This is a genomic window from Pyrobaculum sp. (genome assembly GCF_049971835.1).
Classification (GTDB): Archaea; Thermoproteota; Thermoprotei; order Thermoproteales; family Thermoproteaceae; genus Pyrobaculum.
In genome coordinates this window covers 1-584 of sequence record NZ_JBMFKV010000413.1, presented here as the reverse complement: position 1 = coordinate 584, position 584 = coordinate 1, and the positions used below count along the sequence as shown (strand labels likewise).

At 60.6% G+C, this 584-nt stretch carries 1 tRNA gene; it reads left to right on the top strand.

From position 1 onward, the window contains the following. The first annotated feature begins 202 nt into the window (after positions 1–202). Positions 203–351, top strand: a tRNA-Tyr gene (locus ACP5J3_RS15015). The last annotated feature ends 233 nt before the right edge of the window (positions 352–584 follow it).

Below are 584 nucleotides of genomic sequence, written 5' to 3'. Positions count from 1 at the left end.
GCCCCGCCCGTATACTTACCTCCAGCGGTGGTGGCCCTATACACCTTAGCCGCGATGGCGTTGGCATTCTTCACCAGAGAAGTAGAGCGGCGGGGACACAAGATAAAGCCCTTCACCACCCCACAGATAGAGCGCAACACAGAGACGCCTCCGCAACGCGCCGCGGAAAAATTTTTAAAACTCCCAATACATTTCATCCCAGCGGCCCGTAGCTCAGCGGTCCAGAGCGCCCGGCTGTAGACAGCCCCTGGGGGTACACATGGGAAAAGCCCCCAGGCGCCTGTAACGGGCGGTCCCGTCGAGCCCCCGCAGGGGGTTCGGGATAAGGTTCGAATCCCGGCGGGCCGACCAGTTACGCCGGTTAACTCTAATGTCCCTTGTCCTAAACACAAAGTATCGACCCCGGCAAAAAGCTGGCCTCTACGTGTAGATTCGGGTTTGGTGGGCTCTGGGGGGCTGTGTGTAGCTGTTCTCCGTTTAGTGTTTTCGGAGTCTCTTGAGGATCAGCGCGGTTGCTATGGAGGCGGCGGCCAGGGCGGTGAGTAGTAGTGCTGGCTCGGGGGCGCCGCCGCTTTCCAGCGCGG